Source organism: Bacillus sp. Au-Bac7 (assembly GCF_021341655.1).
Taxonomy (GTDB): domain Bacteria; phylum Bacillota; class Bacilli; order Bacillales; family Cytobacillaceae; genus Niallia.
This window is the reverse complement of record NZ_JAJTTG010000015.1, coordinates 1-22165: the sequence shown is the minus strand read 5'-3', so window position 1 is coordinate 22165 and position 22165 is coordinate 1. Positions and strand designations below refer to the sequence as shown.

24 protein-coding genes are annotated in these 22165 nt (G+C 32.5%); 16 read left to right on the top strand and 8 right to left on the bottom strand.

Going from position 1 to position 22165, the window contains the following annotated elements; translation table 11 throughout:
* Positions 1-903: a LysR family transcriptional regulator gene (locus LXM54_RS23350; RefSeq protein WP_233317944.1), complete on the bottom strand. Its 903-nt coding sequence runs from the start codon at positions 901-903 to the stop codon at positions 1-3.
* 127 nt (positions 904-1030) lie between these two features.
* On the opposite strand from LXM54_RS23350, the gene LXM54_RS23345 reads away from it, so the two are divergent.
* Both LXM54_RS23345 and LXM54_RS23340 read left to right on the top strand, forming a co-directional pair.
* Positions 1031-2071: a 2,3-butanediol dehydrogenase gene (locus LXM54_RS23345; protein WP_233317942.1), complete on the top strand. Its 1041-nt coding sequence runs from the start codon at positions 1031-1033 to the stop codon at positions 2069-2071.
* Positions 2072-2588: 517 nt separating this feature from the next.
* Positions 2589-3500, top strand: a complete 912-nt coding sequence (locus tag LXM54_RS23340; protein WP_233317939.1) for a CPBP family intramembrane glutamic endopeptidase — start codon at positions 2589-2591, stop codon at positions 3498-3500.
* 108 nt (positions 3501-3608) lie between these two features.
* Here LXM54_RS23340 and pdxR read toward each other — a convergent pair whose 3' ends face one another.
* Entirely contained in the window at positions 3609-4985 is a 1377-nt protein-coding gene (gene pdxR, locus LXM54_RS23335; RefSeq protein WP_233317937.1) for a MocR-like pyridoxine biosynthesis transcription factor PdxR, read from the bottom strand.
* A 184-nt stretch (positions 4986-5169) separates the two neighbouring features.
* Between pdxR and LXM54_RS23330 the strand changes: the two genes are divergently transcribed.
* The gene (locus tag LXM54_RS23330; RefSeq protein ID WP_233317935.1) at positions 5170-6039 is read left to right on the top strand and encodes a dihydrodipicolinate synthase family protein; all 870 of its coding nucleotides are present in this window, start codon (positions 5170-5172) and stop codon (positions 6037-6039) included.
* 333 nt (positions 6040-6372) lie between these two features.
* On the opposite strand, the gene LXM54_RS23325 is transcribed toward LXM54_RS23330, so the two are convergent.
* Positions 6373-7776: an MFS transporter gene (locus tag LXM54_RS23325; protein WP_233317933.1), complete on the bottom strand. Its 1404-nt coding sequence runs from the start codon at positions 7774-7776 to the stop codon at positions 6373-6375.
* Between the two features lie 915 nt (positions 7777-8691).
* On the opposite strand from LXM54_RS23325, the gene LXM54_RS23320 reads away from it, so the two are divergent.
* Complete coding sequence (locus LXM54_RS23320; protein ID WP_233317931.1) at positions 8692-9132, top strand: CoxG family protein; 441 nt, start codon at positions 8692-8694, stop codon at positions 9130-9132.
* A 350-nt stretch (positions 9133-9482) separates the two neighbouring features.
* Here the strand turns inward: LXM54_RS23320 and LXM54_RS28340 are convergent, their stop codons facing one another.
* The 4 genes from LXM54_RS28340 to LXM54_RS23305 are packed head-to-tail and all read right to left on the bottom strand — an operon-like array spanning position 9483 to position 10987.
* Entirely contained in the window at positions 9483-9611 is a 129-nt protein-coding gene (locus LXM54_RS28340) for a hypothetical protein (RefSeq protein WP_325169594.1), read from the bottom strand.
* A 38-nt stretch (positions 9612-9649) separates the two neighbouring features.
* Complete coding sequence (locus LXM54_RS23315) at positions 9650-10174, bottom strand: permease (protein WP_233317929.1); 525 nt, start codon at positions 10172-10174, stop codon at positions 9650-9652.
* Positions 10171-10653 carry a hypothetical protein gene (locus tag LXM54_RS23310; RefSeq protein ID WP_233317927.1) on the bottom strand — a complete coding sequence of 161 codons (483 nt, stop codon included), beginning with the start codon at positions 10651-10653 and terminating at the stop codon, positions 10171-10173. The genes LXM54_RS23315 and LXM54_RS23310 overlap by 4 nt, the downstream gene beginning before the upstream one ends.
* Positions 10654-10657: 4 nt before the next feature.
* Complete coding sequence (locus tag LXM54_RS23305; protein ID WP_233317924.1) at positions 10658-10987, bottom strand: PadR family transcriptional regulator; 330 nt, start codon at positions 10985-10987, stop codon at positions 10658-10660.
* A 397-nt stretch (positions 10988-11384) separates the two neighbouring features.
* Here LXM54_RS23305 and LXM54_RS23300 point away from each other — a divergent pair, with 397 nt between their 5' ends.
* Positions 11385-11840 carry a DinB family protein gene (locus tag LXM54_RS23300; protein ID WP_233317922.1) on the top strand — a complete coding sequence of 152 codons (456 nt, stop codon included), beginning with the start codon at positions 11385-11387 and terminating at the stop codon, positions 11838-11840.
* Positions 11841-12406: 566 nt separating this feature from the next.
* On the opposite strand, the gene LXM54_RS23295 is transcribed toward LXM54_RS23300, so the two are convergent.
* The gene (locus LXM54_RS23295; protein ID WP_233317920.1) at positions 12407-12865 is read right to left on the bottom strand and encodes a nucleoside deaminase; all 459 of its coding nucleotides are present in this window, start codon (positions 12863-12865) and stop codon (positions 12407-12409) included.
* Positions 12866-13432: 567 nt separating this feature from the next.
* Between LXM54_RS23295 and LXM54_RS23290 the strand changes: the two genes are divergently transcribed.
* From LXM54_RS23290 to LXM54_RS23240, 11 genes are all read left to right on the top strand, one after another.
* A complete protein-coding gene (locus tag LXM54_RS23290; protein ID WP_233317918.1) occupies positions 13433-13771 on the top strand; it encodes a ribonuclease E inhibitor RraB in 339 nt (112 codons plus the stop codon).
* A gap of 251 nt (positions 13772-14022) precedes the next feature.
* On the top strand, positions 14023-14496 hold the full coding sequence (locus LXM54_RS23285) for an 8-oxo-dGTP diphosphatase (RefSeq protein ID WP_233317915.1): 474 nt from the start codon (positions 14023-14025) through the stop codon (positions 14494-14496).
* A gap of 137 nt (positions 14497-14633) precedes the next feature.
* Positions 14634-15110, top strand: coding sequence for a GNAT family N-acetyltransferase (locus tag LXM54_RS23280; protein ID WP_233317913.1), 477 nt, complete (start codon positions 14634-14636; stop codon positions 15108-15110).
* 242 nt (positions 15111-15352) lie between these two features.
* Positions 15353-15892 carry an SMI1/KNR4 family protein gene (locus LXM54_RS23275; protein WP_233317911.1) on the top strand — a complete coding sequence of 180 codons (540 nt, stop codon included), beginning with the start codon at positions 15353-15355 and terminating at the stop codon, positions 15890-15892.
* Positions 15893-16225: 333 nt separating this feature from the next.
* A complete protein-coding gene (locus LXM54_RS23270; RefSeq protein WP_233317909.1) occupies positions 16226-17182 on the top strand; it encodes a HEAT repeat domain-containing protein in 957 nt (318 codons plus the stop codon).
* Positions 17183-17391: 209 nt separating this feature from the next.
* Positions 17392-18015, top strand: coding sequence for a hypothetical protein (locus LXM54_RS23265; RefSeq protein WP_233317907.1), 624 nt, complete (start codon positions 17392-17394; stop codon positions 18013-18015).
* A 207-nt stretch (positions 18016-18222) separates the two neighbouring features.
* Positions 18223-18714, top strand: a complete 492-nt coding sequence (locus LXM54_RS23260) for a GNAT family N-acetyltransferase (protein ID WP_233317905.1) — start codon at positions 18223-18225, stop codon at positions 18712-18714.
* Between the two features lie 265 nt (positions 18715-18979).
* A complete protein-coding gene (locus LXM54_RS23255) occupies positions 18980-19420 on the top strand; it encodes an SMI1/KNR4 family protein (RefSeq protein WP_233317903.1) in 441 nt (146 codons plus the stop codon).
* 260 nt (positions 19421-19680) lie between these two features.
* Positions 19681-20118: an SMI1/KNR4 family protein gene (locus LXM54_RS23250; RefSeq protein ID WP_233317901.1), complete on the top strand. Its 438-nt coding sequence runs from the start codon at positions 19681-19683 to the stop codon at positions 20116-20118.
* A 903-nt stretch (positions 20119-21021) separates the two neighbouring features.
* Positions 21022-21426 (top strand): hypothetical protein, encoded by a 405-nt coding sequence (locus tag LXM54_RS23245; protein WP_233317899.1) that lies wholly within the window; start codon positions 21022-21024, stop codon positions 21424-21426.
* Positions 21427-21622: 196 nt separating this feature from the next.
* On the top strand, positions 21623-22165 hold a 543-nt coding region (locus tag LXM54_RS23240; RefSeq protein WP_233317897.1), incomplete at its 3' end, for a tyrosine-type recombinase/integrase.

Below are 22165 nucleotides of genomic sequence, written 5' to 3'. Positions count from 1 at the left end.
CTATTTAATTAGTATATTGCTAACTTTCTCAATAAATAGGTTTGTCTCCCTGGCAAGCTTATTGTCGTGTTTTTTAATCCAGCCAAAAGTGAAAGATGTGTCAGAGAAATTTTCAATTTCTAAAGCAACGATATTTTCTTTATATGGAAAGTTTTGATTAAATTCAGCTGAAATATCATGCCCAATAGTTATAGCCTCAAGTTTTAAAATAGTATTGGTGATTATTTGTGTATCTGTAGTTTTAAGAAAAATATCAATAGGTCCATATAAGCGGTTAAAATTTGATATAAAGCTTTGGACATATTCATCTTTATACAATACAAATAATTGCTCTTTCAGCACATTTGGTTTAATGACGTCCTTTGTTTTAGCTATAACAGAATCTTTTGAAGCGAAGACTAACAGTTTCCCTTTTCTAACCGGAGTGAATTGAAATCCGGTAACTGCATCCATATTTATTCTATTGATGGCGATAAAACCAATATCAATTTTGTCATTCTTTAAATCTACAATGATATCCATACTTGATTTTTCGTTAATTTCAATCTTTAATTTGGAGTCCTTTTTTTTGTAATCTAGATAAGTATCAACTATTGGACCAATCAAGCCAGGAATGACCGTTATGCGTAGTAAATCATTTAAATGATTTATTTGTTTTGCTTCGTCTTCAATCTGATAGATCGCTTTTAATGCATTTTGAGACTTTGCTATTAAGAGATCCCCTTCTTTTGTTGGTATAGTACCAGCTCTTGTTCGATTAAATATTTTGATGTTTAGTTCATTTTCAAACTTAGTAATAGCCTGACTTAAAGCAGATTGACTAATATTTAATGTTTTTGCTGCTTCCCCTAGTGATCTTACTTTTGCAACTTCCACTATATACATTAACTGTTCTATGTTCATTTTATCATTCCTTAAGTAATACTTATTACATCATTAATTATATTAACTTTTGCGTAAGTATACAAATTGATATAATTATTTTTGTAGGCACTTACATTTATAAAATTTAAAAAAAGGAGACTTTACTATGAAAGTAGCTAGATTATATGGGAGTCAAGATCTTCGTATAGAAATGGTGCAAGAACCAATTGTTTCATCCGGTCAAGTAAAAGTGAAGGTTGAATGGGGAGGAATATGTGGTAGTGACCTTCATGCTTATTCACACGGTCAATCTCCAGAGCCACATCCAATTTCTAAACAGGCACCTCCAATCACACTAGGACATGAATTCTCAGGTACAATTGTTGAGGTTTCTGGTGATGTAACGAGCCACCAAGTTGGTGAAAGAGTTGCTATTGAACCACTTATTTATTGTGGTGAATGCTACGCATGCAAAAGAGGTTATTACAACCAATGCAGCATGGTAGGGTTTGTCGGTCTAAATCAAGATGGCGGGTTTGCTGAGTATGTGGTTGTAGATGAAAAAATGGTTCATAAGCTACCTGAAAATGTATCTTTTGAAGAGGGTGCATTAGTTGAACCTACAGCTGTTTCCTTTTATGCAGTTAGAGAAAGCGACTTGAAGCCAGGGGACTCTGTAGCTATTTTTGGTGCTGGTCCAATAGGTTTGTTAACATTATTGTCTGTAAAAGCAGCAGGCGCAACAAAGATTATTGTAGTGGACATATCTGAGGAACGTCTGGAAAAAGCTGCAGAGTTAGGAGCTACTACCGTTATTAATGGTATGCGTGATGATATTGCGGAACAAATCCTTGAACTGACAGATGGCGGAGTCAGTGTTGCTTATGAATGTGCAGGGGTACAACCGACAATGACCAACGCAGTTGCGTCCGTAAAACAAGGTGGACAAGTAATGGCAATAGCTGTATTTGGAAAACCAGTTGCTATTGATATGGGTCAACTATTGTATAAAGGTGCAAATGTAACTTCAAGACTTGCTTATAGACATATTTTCCCTGAAGTAATTGATATGATTTCTACAGGCCGTTTAGATGTTAAAGGAGTTATCACAAAAAAAATTGATATTGATGATATAGTCGAAAGTGGTTTTGAATCATTAATTAATGATAAAAAACAAGCGAAAATATTAGTACGACCAACAAAGTAAAAAATAGGGGAGCCTCCTTTGTATTAGAGAGCCGTCCTTATCTTTAGAAGCTTAGTGGAATAATAGTATTGTGGAGAAAATTAAAAGTAAGTCCCTTTCTACTTAAGAAAGGGACTTACTTATGGTATTATTTCATCTACTATTGCATTAAAGTTCTTTTTCATTAGCTGTTAAAGAAGTACATCATGTAGTTCCATTATCAGATTGAGCAAGAGTGGGCACACATGCAGCAAACTTAATTACCGTCGAAGTCTGTAATATATAGGACTAGACGGTTTTTTATTTACCATTTAATAAATCTAAGAAGGATTAACGCTTGTTTTATGGCTTAACACTCATCTTTAGTGAAAGTGTATAAATCGGAGTAAAGTGTTTAATCATTGAAAGCATTTATTAGCGATAATGGAATATAGTGATAATATGCGTATATTAGGATAGAGACTTCTTTCACCTCTATTTTCTATAAGATTAGTCTACTAGTATGTGCCGGTATAAAAGCAGAAGGAGTGAAAGCATTTTGTTTAAAAACAGTAAAGGCCAGGTAAGGACAGGGTGGCTCATTTTTGTAACACTTATCATTACTTTTGTTATTCAAGCCATTTTTATGCTTCCAGTAGAGATGTACGCATTATTTACAGTGGCTTCAGACGGTGACGGTACAGCTGTGTTTACAATGGATAGAAGTGTTATTATGGATGGTCGACCGTGGTTAGATGTATTTTCCTATGCACTTGGTTATGTGGCTGCTTTAATTTCATTGCTTTTATTATGGAAATTCTTAAACAAAAAGAAAATACAAGATTTGGGTTTTGGTTTATTCCTAATAAATATAATATTTGGTCTACTATTAGGAGCAATATCTATTGCAATCATTTTCTTTATCCTGTTATTTACTGATAATATTGAATTAATCAACACACTTTCCAACCCAAACTTTTCAACTTATTCTATTACTTACTTAATCTTTTTTATTTTGGTTGGTTTGTTTGAAGAACTTGTATTCAGAGGCTATATCATGTCTACCCTTGCAGATAGAGGTCGTCGAAAGGTAACCATTTATATGGTGTCAGCCCTGATTTTTGGAATTGCACATTTGGCTAATCAAAATGTAACTCTACTAGGCATTTTCAATATCTTCCTAGTAGGAATACTATTTGCTTACATGTATGACAAAACACAGAGTTTGTGGACACCAATAGGCTATCATATTACATGGAACTATTTTCAGGGAAATGTTTTCGGCTTTCCTGTTAGTGGAACAACGCCATATGGTGTATATACAATAGATGTGAGTAGTGGAAATGATTTATTAACAGGAGGTTCTTTTGGGTTAGAAGGAGGGCTTTTAGCTACTCTAATGATCATCTTTGGGTTTATTTGTACTTATTTATTTTCTGGTAAAAGGAAGCAAACTTCTATTAGATTGTAGTGTGAGGGAAGGGATAAAGCTCAGTTCAATCAGAAAATGAGCATTAATCCTTCATAGATTAAGATGCCATGTAGTTGTTAGTAATTTACTAACGACTACATGGTATTTTTATGACCAAGCTTCTTTTAAAAGATGAACCCCTAATTGAATTTCTTCACATGTTAGGTTGCTAAAGCCAAGCTTTATAGTGGGCTCATTCATGTGATTTTCTAGCGTATATATGGAGGTAGGATACACTACTACTCCATATAATGAAGCGCGATTGATTAACCATTCTTCAGTACGGTTAAGATGGAGTTTAACAAGCACAAATAATCCAGACTGTTCTCCAATTATCGTTATAGTTTGTTTGAAATGACTCTTTAATTCTGAAACGATATAATTCATTTTTTGCTTATAAACAAGACGCATTCGTTTAAGATGGCGATTCCATTCACCATCTTTCATAAATTTAGCCATTGCAAGCTGATTATGAAGCGAAGCAGGGCTTTCAAAAAGGTAAAATTGCTTTTTATACTGGTTTATTAATGAATCTGGAAGAACCATATAACTTATACGTATTCCAGGAAGAAATGACTTCGAAAAGTTCCCAAAGTAAATAACTCTTGTTGAATCAATGGAAGCTAATGCTGGGAATGGTTGCTGTGTATAACGGAATTCACTATCATAATCATCTTCAATAATATATCCCTGTCTGACACTGGCCCAATTTATAAGCTTTAACCTTTCTTGTATGGACATACTAACGCCTATTGGACTTTGGTGAGAGGGTGTTACATAAATCAGTCTTGATTCCTTCTGATTTAGTGTAGAAAAATCTGTACCTGTTTCACAAACAGGTACCGTTTCCAATGTAAAATCATGAAACTTCAAAGCTTCTCTAGCACCAACATATCCTGGATCTTCAACAATAAAGCTAGAGAAATTTTCCCTCAGAAGCTTCCCTAAATTAATTAACATAGGCTGAGTGCCACTGCTGATTATGATATTATTTGCATTTGTTTTGAGTCCACGAGATTGAAATAAATAGGCTGCAATTTGTTCACGTAAGCATTCTTCACCAAAAGGGTCTCCATATTGATAACTATGGTGCATAGTTAGAACTTGATTGGTCACTCTTCTCCAAGTTTTCAGTGGGAAATGCTGTTGATCTACGGTTCCTGCTCGGAAATCAATGCGGACATTTTTTAATTCTTTTTTTTCATTTTTAGTTGGCATTTTTACACTTTGATATAAAAGCGGATCTAATTCGTTTACAAAATAGCCTTTACGTCCATTACTACGAATATAACCTTCTGCCAAAAGTTGTTCATAGGCATTAAGTGTAGTATTTCTGCTTACCGAAAGGGAGTCTGCAAGTTGACGAATAGATGGCAGCTGTTCGTTAACGGAGATATTTCCATTCTCAATATATAATTTAAACTGTTCGTAAATTTGTTTGTATTTCGGTGCGTCGTCATTAAGAGCAAAAATAGTATTTTTCATTAAATGCCACCCTTGACATGTTTATTTGTTCATAATTGTACCTTTTTTTATGTCAGATTACATTATAGAATTTTTCTGAAGCCATCTATAAAACTTAATATTTCCCAATGATGAAGCAGGTATAAAGAATTTGATTCTAAGTGGCACAAGTGGTGTAGAAAATAAAATATAAGGAGAACTTGAAATGAAAAATCCTTTTCTTGAATTCAGTGTTGCGATGGTAACACCGTTTACTTATGACGGTAAGCTTAATTTAGACGGTATACCGCCATTAATTGATTACTATAAAAAGAATAATGTTCCCTCCTTACTGATTAGTGGATCTACAGGAGAGCAACATTCTATGACTATAGAAGAACGTATTACTTTATTTCATAAAGTAAAAGAAGCAGCGAAAAATGAAGTTCTACTTTATGGAGGAGTTGCAGCAGTTCAAACGAAAGATGCGATTTCACTGGCTATTGCAGCAGGAGAAGCTGGTTTAAATGGAATTATGTTAGGTTTCCCTCCATACCTCCGAATTAATCAAGAGGAAGCCTTTCATTATGTAGCAAAGGTTTGTTCCCATACTTCTTTACCAATTATGCTATATAATAACCCTCCAAGAACTGGTTTTAATTTAAATATAGAAACATTACTTAGATTAGTTAAACAGTTTCCTCAGATTATTGCATTAAAGGAAGCGGGTGATCGAGCTACAGTAAAGGAAGTTAAAGAAAAACTCGGTTCTACATTTATTGTATTAACTGGATCAGACCAAACTATATTAGAAGATGCTGAACTTGGTTTTAATGGTATTTCTAGTGTGTTAGGAAATGTATTTCCTAACGAAATACATGAGATAGTTAAACAAATAAAGTCTGGTAAGATTAATGTTGCAAAGGAGCTACTCTCTAAACTGTCCCCTTATATGAAGACTATTACAGAGATTGGAGCACTTCGAGCCATTAAGTATATATTAGATAAGCAAAATGTATCTGCAGGTATTTGTCGGGAACCCATTTCTACTTTAAACAAAGAGGAGCAAATAATAATTGATGGTTTTCTTAAATAGTTAAGAAAAGAAGCAGTCGTTGAAGAAGTATAAACAAGTATCATTAAATTTATATTGGGAAATGCGTATAAACCTTGGTGTGTAAAGGATTAGACGTATTTTTCAATTTCAACTTAAGAAGGATAAACACTTATATTGGAGTTAACACTTTTATAGTTATGTGTAATTTATTTCAATTAATACTAAAAAAAGCACCAGCAAGTATGCTGATGCTTTAATCTATTGAGAACTCTATACATATAAACACGTTCTCTTTCAACCTTTGATGTAATAATAAGCTAAAAAAGTGTCAGTCGAACCTTGTCTAATTGGTGAATGTTAATAAAGCTTGCTTTATTCTTGTTCCGTCCGCCACCATAGTGCATCCTCAGGATTCTCAACAACTTCTTTAAATTCAGATTTCGTCGCAACTGTTGGATAAGATCCTTTTAAGGATTTTCCTGTAGTACTCTTAAATAAGAATAGTATTACAAAGAATCCGACAAGGCTTACGATTGTTAAATACCAGGCAGGCGCTAAGTTATTGCCTGTTTGGTGAACAAGCCAGGTGGAAACTAATGGTGTAGTACCTCCAAATATGGAAACAGAGACATTAAATGTTACAGATAGTGTTCGGTAGCGTATATCGGTATAAAACATTGCTGGCAATGAACCGGGCATAGAGCCTTCATATGTTGCAAGCAGTACGCCCAGAATAAGGATACCTAACGAAATAAATAGTAAGCCATTCAGATTCACGAAATAAAAAGCTAGTACAGATAAGAGTGATAGTCCGCCTAAACCAATTAAGAAGACATTTTTATTACCAATGTTATCACTTAACTTACCGAATAGTAATGTAAGTGGCACCATGATGACCATCACAAGTGTAATTAAAATAGTACCGGTCGTGCTTGATAAACCAATTATCTCGTTTAAATAGGAAGGCATGTAGGATAGTAGCATATAATTTGTCACATTAAAGAAGGCTACAGATACGAAACAGACTATTATATCTTTTTTATGATTTCTTAGAATAGAAAAGAAGCCTTCTTCTGTTTGTTCTTCAGCTTCAGTAGAAGAAATTTCATTTTCAAAAATAGGTGATTCCTCTAAGGTTTTTCTCAGGTACATTCCAATAAGTCCTAGCGGTAAACCAAGCAAGAATGGGATTCTCCATCCCCATGTGGCCATCTGTTCATCAGATAATGCGACAAAAAGTATGCTTGCTACGAGGGAAGCCAATATATACCCAGTTAGGGTACCAATTTCTAATCCACTTCCGAGGATGCTGCGCTTATTGTCAGGAGATGATTCAGCAATATAGACCATTGCACCAGCATATTCGCCTCCAGTTGAAAAGCCTTGAATAATTCTTGCGACTAATAACAGGATGGGAGCCCATATACCAATTTGATCATAAGTAGGTAATAAACCGATCAATAAGGTAGAAAAGGCCATTAAAATAATGGTTGTAGTTAAGACGACTTTTCTTCCTGCTTTATCACCAATTTTACCGAAGATAATACCGCCTAATGGACGCATTAAAAAGGCAATGGCGAAAGTCGTGAAAGTAAATATTAATTTTAACTCGTCATTTTGTACTGCACTAAAAAAGTTCTGGCTAATAATAACAGCTAAGTAGGAATATAAACCAAAATCAAACCATTCCATTGCATTTCCAACCCCAGTTGCAAACACACTTTTCTTTGCCGTTTGGATATCTACGATGTTAATCTTCTTCTTGTTAAACTTCATTTTTTCAACTCCGTAGTCTGTGGTTATACAAAGACAACAAATAAGTTAAACGAATGCTACTTATCATGCTGCTTACATGTATCATATTGTGCACAAAAGCATCTGCGGCATACTAAAAGTAAAAGATTCGAGCAGTGCCAAATTCTTCAGGTTAAAATTAATAACAAAAGTAAGTCATTCAAACAAGGGGAATAGTTGTTCCCTCCACGTATTAAGTCCTTAAGTGTTCACTTTCAATCGTTCTCCTTATAAAACCTTTGATTTTATCGCATACTAATTACCCGAAGGAATCTAATGTTATATGAAAAAACTTAGTAAGGTGTGCTTATAATGCCATTCAGATAGGGTTAACTATTTTGAGTTTTAAAGTAGCAATAAGAAGAACGATTATATAATTTACATCGGAGAAAATTGATGATATCAAAAGAGGAAAGAAAGTGGAGAAATAATAACCATAATAATCAGGGAGAACAGATATATGTTGCTATTAATACGATGGTTTACACTGGATAGACACAAGGAATTAAATAAATGATTTTGGTTGAACTATTACTTTCTCTTCACCTTTAAATAAGAAGGCTGGCAAACTTCCTACTACTTCTATACCTGTTTTACTAATGGGAATTCCATTTTCTTTTGGTAAACACCTAACAGAAGATACTAGCCTTAAATTAACTGAATAGCCTTTCTTTATGTGATAAATTCCATAAAGAATAGTATTAAGTAACATAAAAGTCGTTTGAAAACGGAAGTGCTGTTTATTTCATTAAACAGCTGGGTTGTGGAGAATGTAAATAATTGGGGAAGTGGAAGTAGGAAAGCTATGTGTCATTATAGATGAAAGTTTATGATTTTTATGTAATAATTAAACTGTAGAGATGTAAAGTTACATACATAGGGAAGGTGGGGGTCATAATGGCAACAGGAACTCATACTGTAGTAGTTCCAGTAGATGTACAAGCAGTTTGGGATTATGTCAGTGATCTTGAAAAATGGGCAACGACAGTACCAGCCTATAAAGAACATAAAATCATAAATGACAGGCAATCTATTTGGACATTTGAAGGTAGTCTGAAAGGCATTAAAAAAACAATACAAGCACAGGTAGATATTACCGAATGGAATGAACCTTCAAATATTAAATTTGAACTAAAAGGTTTATCAGATAATTTTTCAGGAAGCGGTCTCTTTACTGCAGAAGATATTAATGGTGAAACAATGATGACTTGTACGGTGGAAATCCATGCAGGCGGATTATCTGGTGCAATGTTAACACCAATTATTAAATTGGCAGTTCCGAAAGTAGCATCTCGTTTAACAGAATCTATCGCACGTAAAATAGCAGTATACTCATAGTTTTCAAGATTGAATGTATTATAGATGATACATTCTGTAGTGGCTAATATAATGATATCTTGCTCTGCTAGAAATTTTATAATTAGCGGAAAGGGGGCTGTCCAAAAAGGATGGCCTCTTTTTTTATATTCAGGATTACTTTTCTAATAAAACTAAAGTGGCAGCACTTCTGTAATAAATGAAAAAAATCTTGCTTATGTAACAATCGGTGCAGTTTTGTGTTTAGTAAGCATATGAAAATAATAGGTGCAATAAGACAAAATAAAAGGACTAATTAAGACAATTAGTCCTTAGAAAGCAGGAGTTACACCCATTTGATTAATGAATTTTACAAAGGCCTATTATAGGAGTTAATGATTCTCTACTATTTTCAACCTCGATATCGGCCAAAATAAAATTTTAGAAAGTTCCAGCAATATTATCTTTTGGAATACTCCAATTTGGCGACTATCTTTACTATCTCTTCTATTATCCCCCATAACAACGCAAATCTGAATTGTCCTTAATGCTTTTAAATCTAGATTTTCTTTTTTATTTCATATTTTAAATTTTTGTCGGTCATAAATTTTTCGAAAAGAATTCCTGTTAAATAGTAAAACACGAGGCCAAAACAAATGTGAATAAGTGTAAATTTAGAGCCAAATGAAGTGATTTCATAGACTATAACTGGTAATTTCACTGTTGACCAAGCTCCTAAAAAAAACACTATATAGCGGACACTTGCTCCTTTTTTTAATAATAATACTGCAATTGGAAAGGCAATATAAAGAGGGCCTGCAGCCACCGTTGCTAATATTATAGTAAAGAAGACTCCGTATATCCCTGATTTTTCACCCATATACCGAATAAGTGATTCTTTCTTTACCCATTGATCTAATAATCCCACCAAGATGAATATAGGAGGAAGTAGGAATAACATATCTAAAATACTTTTACTAGTTATCTGAACGGTTTTCAAAGCTATAGAGTGATTTATAAACGCAATTATAAGAAGCCCTAATAATAAGATGAAAAAGAACCGATATTCTTTTAGCTTTGTCATGTCATTACCACCCCAATAATCAATCCGAATAGAAGAGACATTATTATGGCAGAAATATTTCGGGCATAAGCAAATCTTCTTCCGAAAGTTTTTTGTTCCATAGATAAAGTTACAAGTCCTACTGACATCATTGTTGACATTAATACGGCTACTTGTGGAAGCGCGGCACCATTTTGAAATAATGTATGTCCAAGAGGAAAGACAATAAAGCTCGGTACTAAAGCAATAGAGCCGATGATTGTTGAGTAAATGATACCTAGTAAGCCGGAAGTTTCACCAATAATTGATGAGATAAGAGTCGGTGTAAATAACGATAATGCCAGCCCAATAAAAAGCATAATGGCTAATAAATCCGGTAAAACATTGCGAAACATTTTCCATGAACTCAATAAGGCAGCCTTTGTTTTATGTTTGTCTTTTATGAAGGAAATTCCCAAATAAATAGCGGCAATAGTATAGAGAATAATTCCACTAATCATTATTTTAATCGTTCCATTCTTTATATCTTTCTAGGAAGAACGATAAATTTTTAATTTTTTCTTCAATATCTATTTTAAATTCCTCTAATCTCTTTTTACCAACATCAGTGATTTTGTACATCCTTATTGGTTTATCTCTTTCAGATGCATCAAGATAAGATTCTACAGAACCTTCTTCCTCTAATTTTTTTAGTGTGCGATATAAGATCGAACTATCAATGGGATTAATGGGAAGTTCTTCCTCGCATTTTTGTAGGAGTTTCCCTCCATAGTTATCGCTCTCTGTTAAAAACAGCAATAGAAATGCACCTGTATGTCTCCCAGTATGTTTCATAAAGTATAAAACCTCCTTATTTTTTATCAATAATATAGTACTGTTAATAACAGTATGCTGTAGATAACAGTATTGTGTCAATTTTTTTATTGATTATAAAAAACTTTATTTGAAGGAATAAAAAGGGGAATTATGGATTTACCAAGTGTTATAGCGAATAAATAAAATTTTATACCGACTGTTTTAGGATGCATTTCTTTTTTTACTGAGGGGGAAGCATTCCTCTAATATATTACCTACGTAAAAACCAAATTTGTGAAGTGATACACTTAAATTGACTGGGACATTAATGCTTTTATTGGCTATGGTGCTAACATGGCACTATAGTGGAAGAAGGGATATTTACGACTTTAGAAGAATATTGTTTTTTAGATACATATTAAAGGAGTGTATGAGTGTGGAAGATATAATTAATGCAATAAACCACTGGATACAAGCATTACCAAAGAAATACAACTCTATGTCAGATACAGAAATATCAAACCGCCCATTACCAAATAAATGGTCTAAAAAAGAGATATTAGGACATCTTTGTGACTCTGCAATAAATAATATTCAGAGGTTTGTGGATATTCAATATACGGAGCAAACTTATGTCATCCAATCTTATAATCAAGAACAATGGGTTGTAGTTCAGAATTATCAAGAAAGGCCGCTTGATGAAATACTGACTCTTTTTCAAAACCTCAATAAGCAAGTGATAAATATCATTAAGAATATTCCTTCTGAGAAATTAACCTATCTTTGTGATATTGGGAATAGCCAAAAAACATTACAATGGCTTATACAGGACTACCTTAACCATATGGAACATCATATTAACAAACAAATCTTAATTAAGGGAAACGACTAAATCTTAATTCCATTGAACTAACAGGGGAGTTTAGTGAAAGAAGGATGAAGCAAAACAAAACCATCAATGCTAAAATATTGAAGGTTTTACTTAATCCTATAAACGAGTGATTTTTGTCTAACTAAAAAAATAGAGCTTGTATCAGGATCTTTTAATTCTAATAATCCATTTTCATGATTAAAAAAGCAAAAGTGTATTTTACTTTTGTATATAACTTTTTGACCGAACGAAATATTACTAATATGGTCTAAATTCTTGGCTGTCGACATGATTTATAAAGGGAAGGTGACTAAGAAAAGTCTAATAGGACCCAATCTATTATGTGATGTATTTTAACGGTAACATAGTACTTGCCCATAAGTAAATCTTGTTGTACTTATCAACGGATAAGAATAAAATTAACAAACAGTCTCCATTTAGAATTAATTTTCTATGTTACTATAGGGGCAGTTTTGTTAATAAAAAATTCAACTATAGAAACAAATGGCTAGTAATGAGAATTCAAATATCCATGTCATTCTAAGGTGCTTGAATAACATGGATAAATATTGCTGTGAACTATAATGTTAATGAGCAAATTTGTACCCTTCAAATACTTTTAACCCTTCAACATTTAAAACTTGTTCTACTACTACTGGCTTATTTGGACTTTTTTCAATAACTTCTTTACATGAAATCATGATATTACTACCTGCAATTTTGGCTAGTTGATCATGAGATACACTGTAGACTATTTTGCCTAAATTAGACCATACCATTGCCCCTGTACACATCACACAAGGTTCACAGCTGGTATACAAAGTATATTCGCTAAGATCAAAAATGTTATTTTCAGAGCAAAAAGTACGAATAAGTCCGATTTCAGCATGGTGCGTAGGATCACAATAACTATTAATTTTATTTTCACCAAACATTACTATTTCGTTATTTTTTACTAAGATAGCACCGAATGGTTCATTTCCATCCTCTCTAGCCTTTAAAGCCATTTTAATGGCTATTTCAATAAAATCTTCATCTTTTGTCATAAATAGTCCCTCCTGTCCGATGCTATTATAACGGAAAATTAAACAGTATGAAACTGAGTCATTCCGTTGAACAGTAATGCACAATTCGAGGATGCTGAACAAAATAAAGCTTAAGTGGACTAGAGTTAAACATTATGATCGCTACGTAGGTTATTTTCTTATTGTAGAAACGGGGCAGGTTTGTTTAAGTGAAATTGTTCACAATATAGTATTTTTATGAGTTAATCACTACTTTTAAAGGTGTGACCCTTAATTAACAAATAAAGGTATCAGAACAGTATAACTGTTCTTAACTCTTTTCCTGGATACATAAGTTAAATGCCGATAATAAGATCTTAAAGTTATTACCAATTGATACTGTTTATTGAGTTATAAATTCAAGTTTTCTGATTCTAAAAACATTCAGGTTTTAGGGACAGATAATTTAATATTTACCAGTGCAAGAGTTGTAATTTTGATGAGGAAAAAAAGCTATTTTAATTAAAATCAGGAATTAATTCTTAACGTATACAGTGCTATAATTGTTTTAATGATAATTGATTATAGTAGTAGAAAAGAGGGGATTTTATGGTGTTTTTTAGAAAACGAAAGTTTCCAAAAGATGAAGATGGAGATGTTTTACATGAATTAGATAAATATGGATGTGACTTTAGTGTAGAACAAACAGTGGAATTTGTTATCGATGTACCTAATGAGAATTCTGGCAAGCAAGTTCTTGAAGAGTTAAAGACGGAAGGTTACCGATGTGAAATGGACTATGATGAGGAAGAAGACATGTGGACTGTTTACTGCTTCATTGAAATGATGCTGACTTATGAAGGTATTGTTGAAGTACAGAACAAACTAAGAGACTTGATTCATCCGCTAGATGGAGAAATCGACGGTTGGGGAGTCGGGATTGAATAAGAAAATGAAGAATTAAAAGACTATAAATATATATAGTCTTTTTTTGTCATAACATTAGGGTTACTGGAATTGTTTTTGGTGCTAAATGGATATAATTCCTGTAAAAAATGTTTAAGTAACTTCCTTATGTAACAATAGGGATGCTATATATGCTTTGGCGCTAACAGGGAAGTTTAACGGAAGAAGGACTATCTTAATTACTCATAGAATTAATATAAAGATTAGTTTTGTGGGGGAGTAGTGGAAAAATAATGGGTCAATTAGTAAATGTTAAGATATGGACTGTTTGTATGATTCAAAAAGACGAGAAGGTTTTGCTTTTGAATAGACAACATGATCATTTTAAAGGATTTATTCCGCCTGGTGGCAAGGTTGACTTTCCAGAGAGCATTGTCCAAAGTGCAATTAGAGAAGTAAAAGAGGAAACAGGATTAGAGGTTAGTAATCTGATTTACAAGGGGCTATATGAATATGTAAATCCAGTTGTGAATGATAGATATATGATTTTTAATTACATTACAAGAGACTTTAAAGGAGAACTTCTTGAAGATGGTCCTGAAGGAAAAGCTAACTGGGTAAATATAGAGGAAGCCTACAATCTTCCAATGCAACCATCAATTAAAAGGAGATTTCCTTTATTTTTTAAAGATGGCACATTTGAAATTCATGTAGTATGGAATCACAAGGAGAAAAACGAAGGAACCGTTACTATACATAGCACTTAAATTTTTGAACCTAAAGCATAAGCTGCCTAAGGTAGCTTTTTTTGTAACAATTGTGGCAGCATAATTTAATAAAGCATTTTGGGTAAGAGCAAAAGTGTCAAATTCCAACCAAAACAAATACTGGGGGTAGAAAATTTATGGATATTCTTATTAGAAAAGCTAAGCAAAGTGATTATGAATCGTTGTTGCCATTATTTAGGCAGGTTCACGAATTCCATGTTTTTATAAGACCAGATCTGTACAAAGAGAATTCCACACCAGTCGAACAGGAGTTTTTTGAAAGCCAATTGATTGATGACAAACAGCATATTTTTGTGGCTACTACTGACACTGAATTAGTTGGTGTTGTAGTGACAAAGGAAGAAGAAGTAACAGAAAATACTTTTGTTAAAACGAGGAAAGTATTATATATAAAGAGTTTATGTGTTGTTGAAACACATAGAAAGAAAGGTATTGGAAAAAAAATAATTAAATACATTTTTGATTTTGGAAGAAGCCTTGAAGTTGATAGTATTGAATTGGGAGTATCCGAGGAAAATACAGCTGCCATTGGATTTTATAGGTCGATTGGGATGAAAACGAAGAGTAGAAAAATGGAGATTATATTGAACTAACTGGGACATTAATCTAAGTACAATTAATGTTCTTTTTTTATTTGTAACTAAAAGGGCAGCATTCCTGTAATAACTGAAGAGAAGCTTTCTTGTTTCACAAACGTGGCATTTAGCTCAAGAAGGTTTTTTTAATGATCGAACGAATATTTAAGAGCAAGAAGCAAAACTTACGTGACGAATTTGTTTGAATCTTCATAGGAAGAGCTGGTTTGTAAGAGTAAATATGAAAGGGGAATCAAATCATGAGCGAGGAAAATATGGAGGAATACTTCAATATAAATATTAAGAGTATTCTTAAGGCGTTAACCGAAACTAAAAATACTGAAATATACTATTATGGTTCAAAAGTTGAGTATGGCTTTAATTTTAAAAAAGGTGCAACAGATAAAGAAATTAGTTATTTGGAAAACAAAATTGGTTATAAGCTGCCAAATGATTATAAAGAATTTTTGCAATATACAAACGGATTAAAATTTCGTCATTATGATGCTAAAATTTCCGATATAGAAGATATGCTTGAAAGCTATGAAATATTTGATTACCCAGATTATATGGTGGTTATTGGAACATCCTTGAGTTCACAACTACAAATAGCTATTAATCTTCTTACTAATGAGGATGATAATAGAATTTATGTCGTCGATCCAATTGCAGATGATTACTTTGTTAGTATTAACAGTAATTTCACTGAGTTTTTGAACAGATTTTTATCTTCATATGGTTCGGATTATTGGAATTGGGGAATAGACTCGACTAATAAAATTTTAAAAAACACTGAATAAAAAAACTTAAAATACTAAAGTCTCTGTCATTCTTGTTTAACCCTAGGTAATTTTAGGTTTGAAATAAAATACCCATTACAAATATAGGTTTATGAATAATTATACTTAAGCTATAGGGGGCTTTCCTTCCTTTGTTATGTCGCTAAAATGGCAGTTTAGCTGAATAAGCTTGGGTAAAAATCAATTATTTCAAGATGAAAGAATCTTTAATTAAATCAAATTAAGGCTTAGTGCTTTTTTTATTTAATTCTCTTTAAGTTTTAGAACGACAGGGAGTTTATTGCAAGTTCATTATATAATAGAACTAAAAACTAACTGTGAGCAGGTGTTTTGATGGTGAATGAGAGAGAACTGCTGAGTATAATCAGAGAAATGGATGGACCTGGCACTATTTATAATGAAATGCAGGGAGTTTATACAAGTGAAGGATCTCCATCTTCGATTGCATACAATAAAGCAAGGTCGTTGACAGATACAACTTTAATTTCTTTTCTAAGTGACCTGTTAGAAAAAAGTAAAAAAGAATCCATTAAAAGGAATATCTATTTTATTCTAGGGAAAATTGGAGAGAATACAGGTGATAAGCGAGTTGTCGAGATTCTTTTACAAAGGATTGGATTAGAAACAAATAAATATACACTCGATACGATACTAGAAAGAATAGAAGAACAAGAAGTTATACCAGACTGTTATCCAATCATTAAATGTGTATCTGATGTAAGAGGGTCAGTCAGACATTCGGCTATTAACGCATTGGGAAGATGTAAAAATTCAGACGCAGAAGATGCATTAATAAAAGTCATAAGGAATTCAAAAGATGAGTATGACCTTTGTTATGCCATTGGTTCTCTAAGCATGATGGGTGCTACTAAAGCTATTCCAGAAATTCTTCCTTTATTTAAAAATGGAAAAGGGGAAGTAAGACGTGCTGCTCTTTGTGCTATTGATAAATTGGGTGGTTCTGCATTCCTTCCCCTTTATATGGAGGCCTTAGGCGATCGTTCATTATCTGTAAAATATTATGCTCTATTAGCTATTAAAGATCATGGGGATGAAACAGCTATCGATGTTGTATATAAACGAGTAAGAACGATTTTAAGTAAAAAGCGGAAGATTAATAGTGACGAGTTAGTAGCAGCCTTTGAATTTCTGAATCAGTTCAAAAATCATGATGAGAAAATCGAAAAACTATTAGAATGGATAAAATCAAAAAAGTGGGATTTCCTTTCAGATAGAGAAAAAGAAGGATTCAACAGTTGTTTTTCAACTAATGATCTATCTTACAGGTGACAAGAATTTCCTATCAAAAGGGTTAGGAAAATTATAATGGATTTGGATTTTTAGATTGCAATTTAACTTCCATAATTAAACTATCCGTGCCTTCCTTAGTTAACTAGGAAGGTCCTTTTCTTATGTAACAATCACGGCAGTTTAGTGAAAGAAGGTATTCTATTCTCCACATAGAAATAATTATTATCAAACATTCCTGGGAGGGGAAAATGAACCAATTTAGAGGGATCATACTGGAGGGCTACTCAAACGCTGGAAAAACATCTGTACTAAAATCATTAAAGCAACTACAAGCTGTTGATGATTATGCTGAACGAAGTATTGTTGTACTTAGTGAGCATTACTCCCAAATTATTCATAGAGCCAATGGAGAATTAAGAACACTAAACCAGAAAGAACATATTCAACTTCTAAAAGACAGAGTAACGATGTTGAAAAAATTAAGTGATTGGGAAAAGGAACTGGGACAACAACAACGTTCAAAAGGAATCTTTTTTATTTTAGAAAGATTTCACTTAAATCATAGAGTGGCATTTTCCGATTCTGAATTGTACGAAGTTAAACAAATAGAATTGGACTTATTTGAGATGGGGGCAAGGTGTGCGTTACTCACAATTTCTCCTGAGACTGTGGAGAAAAGAATAAAAAGTAGAAACCCTGAAGAATGGGCTGAAAAATCAGCAGAAGAAATTAAAACTGCTTGTGATTTATTAATAAAACAACAACATAAACTTAGGAGACAAGCCAGGCAATCAATCATTCCAACCATTGAAGTTAATACTGATAATAAAGACTGGGATGCTTACGCAAAGAAGATTTACTTCTTCAATTAATGTCTTAAGGGTAAAATTTAGGATGTCATTATTGGGGGAGTCATTCCTTTCTCTTAAGGAACAATCTAGGCAGCATTCCTATAATAAATAAAAACTAGCTTATGGCAGAAACAGGGCAGTTTAGTGTAATAAGAAAAACTACTCTTTTGTAATATAGTCATTAATGTTAAAATATTCCTAAAGATGAGAAAATATAGGTGATTTTACATGAAGTATAGTGTGCATAGAATGACTCAGGAAGATATAAAGCAAGTTCAAGAAGTTGCAAAAAAAAGTTGGAACAGTACATATGAGGGAATTATTCCAATGGAAATTCAAGAACGCTTCCTAGATACAGCTTACAATGATGAAATGATGCTAAGACGTTATAAAAAATCTATCGTTTTGGTTGCCAAACATGATGGAATAGTCCTAGGCTTTGCAAATTTTTCAACAGTAAGCAATGATGGGAAATCTGAGTTGGCAGCAATTTACTTACTACCACAATATCAAAGGAAAGGAATAGGCAGTTCTTTGTTACAAGAGGGTATTTCAATATTAGATGGAGTAAAAGAGGTTTTTATTAACGTAGAAAAAGAGAATAATCTAGGAAGGAAATTCTATGAAGCTAAAGGGTTTACAATAGTTAATGAATTTGATGATAATTTTGATGGTCATATTTTAAAAACCGTAAGAATGACCCTAAAAGTCAGAGCATAAGGACGCTTTGGAAGCGTCTTTTTTAATTGTACTCAAATGGTTATCAATTTTCTGTATCCTTTTGCCAAGAGAAGGTTTTATTACTTCTTCTATGTTATTACTACTGGAACTATAATGGCAGGTTAGCGTAAATAGAAAACATAATAGAATACTTATCAGTCCGCATTTTTAATCAGGCAAAAAAGCAGTATAATAATCTAGGTCCTAATAATTAAAATGCTGGGCCGTAACATTAAACATGATATACAAAATAGAAGGTGTAATAATGGATTTAAATGTTTTAAAAGTTTTTAGGCGCTATCCTGAAGAGGCTATAATTGGCGATGGAATTACTCAGGAAAACCTAGATCAATTAGAAAGAATACTAAATGTTAAGTTACCTAAAAGTTACAAAGAATATCTTTTAACATTTGGTTACGGCGGTATATTTGGACGATATATTTTAGGTTTGGAAGAACCTCCAAAGGAAGGTTCAGTAATTGACTCTACGAGGGAATATCTACAAAAAGGATTACCAAAAGGGTTTGTTGTAATTGAAGACGTACACGAATTTTTATACTGCCTTAATACAAATGAACTAAATGAAAAGTTTGAATGTCCTGTGGTTTCCTTTTTTCCACATAGCAAACCTTCTATCCGTGTAGATTATTCATCCTTTAAGGAATTCTTAGAAGACTTAATTGAAGAAGGTATTGATAACCTATAATAACAATGGGTTTTTTAATAGAAATCTTAAATAATTGTGCCAAAGAATGAATCGTTAAATGGTTACCATTTGTAAGGAGCCATTGTTAAAAAAACCTTATAGTTTTGCATTATTCTTAAAGATCCATAGAGTATAATGTTTACTTTTCTCACTTCAATCATTGCTCCTGCTCTATTATTGAAATTAGGAGTAACTATCGAGAAGTAGAGCATTGTAATTGAAGCAGTATTAAAAAATATACATATAGTTGGTGAAGGTTCTTGAATGATATAATAAATACCTTTCTCCTTAATTATCCAGAGGAATATACTATTGGAAAAGGCATAAAAGAAGAAACCATTCTAAGTTTGGAAAATATGTTGGACGTAACATTACCCAAAAGTTATAAGCAATTTTTAATCAGATATGGTTTTGTTGAAATGTTTGGTAGAACAATTTTTGGATATGAGCCTCCAGATGAGACTACAGTCTTGGGATATACGGAGAAATTCCTAAATCTTGGTTTACCTAAAGGTTTTATTGTAATTGAGGATGTGCATGAATTTATATATTGCCTAAACACTGATGAAATGAACGACAACTTAGAATGTCCAGTGGTTTGCTATTTCCCTTATGGCAACCCATCGTACAATGTTGAATATTCATCTTTCGAAGAATACTTGGTAGATAACATTGAAGAAGGTTTAGAAAACCTATAAAAAAGTGGTGTTCAGGAACAGTCGGGGGCATGTTAATATTATTAATTTAAACGGAAATTTTTATTCATAGAGTAAAGATGGATTTTTACATAGCAATTTTAGGATCGTAAAAGGGATTCTTTTTTTGATTAAAGGGTGAGTTTGTGAATAAGTTCATTTAAACACTTATATCTCTTATAGGGCTATAGAGGAGAAGGAGAAACTTGTGTAGAGAATCTTTTTCGTGTAACAAACCTGGCAGCCTTCCTGTAAGAAATGTGAAAATAGTTTATGGAAGAAACGTGGCAGTTTAGTGGATGAAGGCAAAAGGCTACTGCAGAGAAAAATATCTGCGGACTGTTGTTTTAAAGAAGATAGTTATATAATGTACTTACAGGGTTATAATTGTATTTTTTTGTAAAAAGACTAAAATATATAATTGAAGTATTTATAATAAAAAGAGGTATATTATTTAAAATTCTTGTCGCCCTAATATTAATATTAAATGTAATTTTTCTTACAAATATAATTGATAATTTGTTGGTCATTTTAAGTATTTGGGTTGCAAATGGGATTGCTATTTCTTTTCTTCTCTTTGATAAAGATGAAAAAGATCTAAAAGAATCTAAAATATTAGGAGTTAATTAAAAAATCTTACCTTAATTATTAAGTTGCTGATTAAAGGGGTGTTACCTTAGGGTTGAATAAAGGTAACGCCATTTCTCTTTTGATTATCATTAGCAGCATTCCTTTAATAAATGGAAACTAGCTTATGTTAGAAACAGAGCAGCATTGTAAAAGAAGGAATAAAAGAAGGAATATAAAATAGGCACTTACAATGGATTGATTAGTCTGGTACAATTGTTATGCTACTTTTTACCAACTGTTTTATTGTAATAGCTTTAATTCATGGAGAGTGAAGTAATGAAAAGGTTTTTAACTGCAACACTATCTGTTGTTTTATTTGCAATATTATATTCTTGTGTTTTCTATGTACCCGATTTTGGTTTCTTTTGGTCCATTTTATTTGCTTCTATTTTTGCAGGACCTATTTATTACCTTATAGGAATACCGATATCACTTCTTATTGATATTGGCATGGAAAACATAGTAATAGAATCAAAAAAGGCAAAATATTTTCTCGTTTTGGGAATGTATTCAATAGCTGGTATTTTTGCTGGTGTTATATTTTTCATTATTTGGACTCAGTCTTTTCTTATAAAGGATGCCATTATATTTTCAATAATTGGAATCATTGCATCAAATATTTATTTTCATTTATCATTGTTGTTATCTAAAGTAAGATTAAAACCTATAGAACATTTATAATGGAGGCAGCTACAATTATGTGGCTGTTTTACGTAATTAGGGGAGCATACCTTTATAAATCCCCTATGGACTAACCAAGTTTGTTAAGAATTACACTTAAATAAACGGGGGCATTTCTTCTATATGTTTTATTAATTAAGTATAGTTTATAAATTACTAGTAAATACTGATTGATAAAAAGATAGGAAAGATGAATATGATTTTATCTGAAGCTTGGCAATTATATAAAGCAGATAAACAAATTCAAGGATACTCTTCCCAGACATTGAAAGCTTATAAGATTCAATCTGCCTTGTTCATAAATCACTTAGGTAATGTTGAGATAGAAGAAATTACAACGGAAACTATCAAACTGTATCTCGGAGAAGTTGGGAGTGATTTAAAAGCATCTAGTTTATGTCATCGTATTCGTTTTATTAAGTCGTTATTCAGATGGGCGCAAGAAGAAAAATATATTACTTTTAATCCAAGTACGGCAATAAAAGAACCTAAATTAGAGAGTAAAATTCCAAAGTTTTTAACGGAGGAAGAAATAGAGCTATTAAGAGAAGCATGCCTCAGTCCCTTTGAAAAAGCGTTATTTGAATTTATGTATTCTACTGGTTGCAGAATAGGAGAAATAGTAAACTTAGATCGAAGTTCTATCAACTTCTCCGAGCAATCCGTTATTGTATTTGGTAAAGGGAAAAAGGAAAGAGAAGTTTATTTTAATACTCGATGTAGTATTTGGCTAAAAAGA